The sequence below is a fragment of the Priestia sp. FW507-14D1A genome, assembly GCF_058781295.1.
The window spans coordinates 71,912-76,370 of record NZ_JBYSWQ010000009.1; the positions used below are offsets into that span (position 1 = coordinate 71,912).

Annotated in this window: 4 protein-coding genes and 1 tRNA gene; all 5 read right to left on the reverse strand. The window is 36.5% G+C overall.

The annotated features are described in order from the left end of the window. The coding region (locus tag AC3WJG_RS23655) for a LysM peptidoglycan-binding domain-containing protein (RefSeq protein ID WP_492588640.1) at window positions 1-488 on the reverse strand (488 nt) is incomplete at its 3' end. 278 nt (window positions 489-766) lie between these two features. After that, window positions 767-2,539: an extracellular catalytic domain type 1 short-chain-length polyhydroxyalkanoate depolymerase gene (locus AC3WJG_RS23660; RefSeq protein WP_337134613.1), complete on the reverse strand. Its 1,773-nt coding sequence runs from the start codon at window positions 2,537-2,539 to the stop codon at window positions 767-769. A gap of 248 nt (window positions 2,540-2,787) precedes the next feature. Beyond that, entirely contained in the window at window positions 2,788-3,285 is a 498-nt protein-coding gene (locus AC3WJG_RS23665; RefSeq protein WP_098250156.1) for a GNAT family N-acetyltransferase, read from the reverse strand. A 352-nt stretch (window positions 3,286-3,637) separates the two neighbouring features. Then, window positions 3,638-4,243 (reverse strand): hypothetical protein, encoded by a 606-nt coding sequence (locus AC3WJG_RS23670; protein WP_050691761.1) that lies wholly within the window; start codon window positions 4,241-4,243, stop codon window positions 3,638-3,640. 139 nt (window positions 4,244-4,382) lie between these two features. Then, window positions 4,383-4,459: transfer RNA gene (locus tag AC3WJG_RS23675), tRNA-Met, on the reverse strand.

Consider the following 4,459-nt stretch of genomic DNA (forward strand, 5'->3'; position numbering starts at 1 on the left):
TCTTTTTGCGTTTGTTCTTGTGCTGCTTGTTCTTGCTGAGCTTGTGCCGTTTGAGACTGCTGCGCTTGTGGAGCTGCCTTTGCTACTGGCGCACTAGCTGTTTGAGATTGAGCTGCTTGTGCCGTTTTAATTTTAAATTGTTCTCCAGGGAAAACTAAGTCTGATGTTAAACCGTTCCATTCTTTAATTTCTTCTACCGTTACGCCATAATGTTGACCGATTGACCACAAAGTGTCACCACGTTTTACAGTATGTACGATTTCTTTTATGCTAGATAAGTTTAGTGTCTGATTTGGATAAATTAGTGTTGATGTTAAGTTATTAGCATCTTTTAGCTCGTCTACGCTCACATTATGATTTTGAGCGATTTTCCATAAAGTGTCACCTTTTTGTACTTCATACGTTCCGCTTGTAGAGGCAGATGCTGCACCTACAAATCCTGCTGAAAGAATTGCCGTTGTCCCTAGAGTAAATACAAATTTCTTCATTTTCCGAATACCTCCTTATTTACTCAATGACTGAATGATACCACCTGTTCATTTCACTTCCATTACAGGAATATTTTACTTTTATTACGGATTTAATTAATTTTAAACATTTTCTTGTAATATTTCTGACAATTCATTTTTGAATAATGATTAAATTTCATCAAAATCATGTCAAAATTTGAAGAAAACTCTATAAAAAGTTGGAGTTGTATTCGGTGATAAAAGTAACTTATCAGCAAAAAAACCTTCTAAAAGCAGTTAGCTTTTAGAAGGTTTTTTTACTGATATGAAACAGTTAAAATTGGAGAATATGCAGGATTGTCGCCCCCATAAATTTCAACTACGTCACTTAAAAAGTCCGCTGGCCCTGAGCTTGACAAGCGAAACTGAGTTTTGCCGGTCCTATTCATATACCCCCAAAGCGAGGAAGGAAGTTGAATAGTTGTATATCCATTATTGAGTGAAGGCACTGACATTTGGAAGCCCGCAGAAATAGATGGTGAAGCCTGATAATCTATTTGTTCTAAAGCACTGCTAGTTCCAAATACACCGCTTTTAATATCGCCTTTCAAAGATGAAATATTACCAGTTGAAGATTTGCGATAAATTTTTAAAGATACATCCGTAACAATTGCATCATCAGGTAAAGAACTTGTATCAAAAGATAAAATGGTTCGATATGTGTCGGTATTGTACATTCCTTTATCCCCAATTTTATGAATAGAACTACTCATACCGTCAGCTGATAAGTTTCCGATAAATCCATCTTCAGCAGCAAGTGAAGAAAATACTGAAGATTTCTCTGAAGTTCCAGAAATTTGATAAACTTTCGTCTTTACTTCCTCTTGGTTGCCCGCTGCGTCTACACTAAAAAATTTTATTGTTTTGCTAGAGTTGATGGTAATAGGCTCAGAGTACTTTAGAGAATTAACAGTTGGTATGCTTCCATCTAATGTATAGTAAGTGGTGGCAGGTTCATTGGTTGATAATGTAACAGAAACAGAACTTCCATACGTTCCTCCCGCTGGTGAAGCAGCTGTAACCGGTGGGAATATATCTCCTGGATTAGGAGCATCACCATTTTTCGGATGGCTTTTAAAAAAGTTCCAGCTTAATTTAGTTGCATTTGGTCCTTTAGGATCTGTATAAGAACCGGATGTACTTCCCCCTGACCAAGCATGTCCCATTCCTTCTATCATGTACTTTTCCATTACTGTTTTTTCTGCTGTATCTTTGTAAATATATTGCGTATAGCTTCTTCCACCAGATACTGTACCTGTTGCAGTTTGATCTGCCGTATCATCAATATTGTTATTATCCAGCCCATCAGACGCTCTATCATTTGTTTGAGCCCATTGCGATAATATTTGATGCGCATTTATAGGCGCAACAGTGTAGTCAGCTGTCCCATGAAACAAAATAACTGGAACCACTCGTTTATGATCTCCCATGGCTGAATAGGCTAAATCTCCTTGTTGGATAGGATTAGGACCTCCACTGCTCATTGCTGTATAAGCACCTGTCACATTAGTCGCTGCTTTATATTCTAAGCCAGCCCCAACGCTGATAGCCGCAAATATGTCTGGATAAGTAGCTCCCATAATAACACTCATAGCTGCACCAGCAGATAGCCCCCCAACAAAGACTTGGTCGGCATCTATTGAATAACTGCTTTTTATTTGATTGACCATTCCAGCAATTAACGCTGGTTCACCGCTTCCCCTTGATTGATGAGCCGTATCAAACCAGTTCCAACACTTATTTGAATTAGCAGAAGAGGGTTGTTCTGGATAAAGAACAAGAAACTTCTCTGTCTCCGCCAGTTCATTCATTTGTGTTCCTGCTGCAAATTGATCAGGGTCTTGAGTACAGCCATGCAGCATAACTACTAGAGGTAAGGCAGCACCTCCCTGATAACTGCTAGGTACGTACAGTTTGTATGTCCTTCCGTTATATGTTTTAGAGGTAAAACTTCCTGCGGCTGAAGAAGATACAGCACCTGAAGATAAAAAAAGTATAAAAATCATCCCTGCTATAAATAATCGTTTCATCTTCCTGCTTCCTCCTTATATTGATATGGTTATACTTAGCAGCAAACGTACATATCGGTATGGTATGGAAATGAATAAGAGTTACTAGTAAGATGATAGCAAGGTTTTATGTAATAAAATTTATATTAACTGCACGATTTGCCTACGGTTATGAGGACGAATAAAATCATTCATCTCCTAAAAAAAGAAAACGCTTACATATAATTGTAAACGATTGTGCCGATAAATACTATAAAAAAGACATACCTTTAAAAATAGGCCGGTATGTCTTCTATGGATTGCTTACTTAAGTATTCATATTGTGACTCGCTGCAACTTACCATAGCAATGGATTGAGGATAACGTTGTAAATGAGAAGGGAGCTCCTTAAACCCAAACTGATGATAATATTCAGGAAGAATATCGCTATACAGCATAAAAATAGCGCTGCGCTTCTCTATCTTCATCTTTTTAAAAAAGTCTTCAAGCATATCGCGGCCATACCCCATTCGTTGATAAAGCTGGTGTACAACAACGGATCCAATACCATGCAAAGCAAACTTTAATCGAGGAGTTTGTAAAAGAAGCAAAATAAATGAACCAATAATTTGATCCTCTTCATTTACGTATACATACCGAATTCCATATGTTTCTTCCTTTTGATTATCTCTTACATACTCTTTGTACGTCCTGCCTTTAGGCCATGCGGCATATCCCATTTGATAGACTTCTGCCAATTCTTCAGACTTTATTTTTCTTAATAACATGAACATCCCCTCTTTATTTATAATTCCATACGTCAGCAGACATTTTTATAAAGTTAAAAATAGTTCCTGTATGTATATATTATACTTCATTCTACGGAAGCTTTCTTGCTCTGAGTGCTATTAACAGCTAATATGTGAGCTACTTTCTCAAAGAACTAGAAAGATTCCTGATAGTTGTTCCTTACCCATAGCAGTCATATATGTAAAGATACTCTTTATCATTCCATAAAAACATAGAGATGTAAATGTATTTCCAGCTTCATTTAGCATTCATTGCTTCATTACGTATTACTCATCAAAAAAAGCATAGAAACTACGTTCTACGCTTTACAGTGAAAGTAATCATCATCTCTTAAGCTTTTTCGTTCTCTACATACTCTACTAGATGAAAGAAAAAACGATATGTAAGAACCAGAGCTTCACCTATCGACATTTTTTCATTAAACTCTTTTATAGCATCTAACTCAATATTCACATCCCATAATCCATCTTTATCATTAAATAAAAGCTGGACGCTTGTTGGACTTTCATTAAGTTCTTTAGCAAAAAATTGTTTTAGTAAAGAACCGAATTTTTTCTGCATATGTAGCCCCGTTAATACTTTATATGTGCCAAACACATCATCCACTTCAAAAGAACATCCATCAAGCTTAATAAATTCGAACCATTTTGATTCTACATATAGAAATTCACTTCTGTGTTCTTTCAAGTAAGAAATGGGCGTATCTAAAAACGAAAGAGGAGATTCTTCTGCGATCAGCTCGTCCGTTTCTTTATCTACTCTTTCGATATAAGAATCTTTAAAACGTAAAGATGCCTCTTTTTCTTCTATCATCAGGTTTTGCGGTACCAACTCTTTTTGCAACGCATATTCCTTTTCTTCCTGGTATAGAGATAAAGATTGACCTTGAACGTTCATTTCTTTTTCAATATAAGTTTGAATATTACTTTGTAACATGAAAAAACCTCCTGATTAATCTGCATCACTATCTTATATCATAACCTAAACAAGTGTTTATAAATATAGCCAAACAAAAAATCCTTAGGCTATGCCTAAGGATAATAATGATATATTCAAGTATGTATAAAAGATAATTTGGTTGCGGGGACAGGATTTGAACCTGCGACCTTCGGGTTATGAGCCCGACGAGCTACCGAACTGCTCCACCCCGCG

Coding starts and splice junctions, on each gene's coding strand:
- AC3WJG_RS23670 (WP_050691761.1), bottom strand. CDS start 4,243: ATGTTACAAAGTAATATTCAAACTTATATTGAAAAAGAAATGAACGTT.
- AC3WJG_RS23665 (WP_098250156.1), bottom strand. CDS start 3,285: ATGTTATTAAGAAAAATAAAGTCTGAAGAATTGGCAGAAGTCTATCAA.
- AC3WJG_RS23660 (WP_337134613.1), bottom strand. CDS start 2,539: ATGAAACGATTATTTATAGCAGGGATGATTTTTATACTTTTTTTATCT.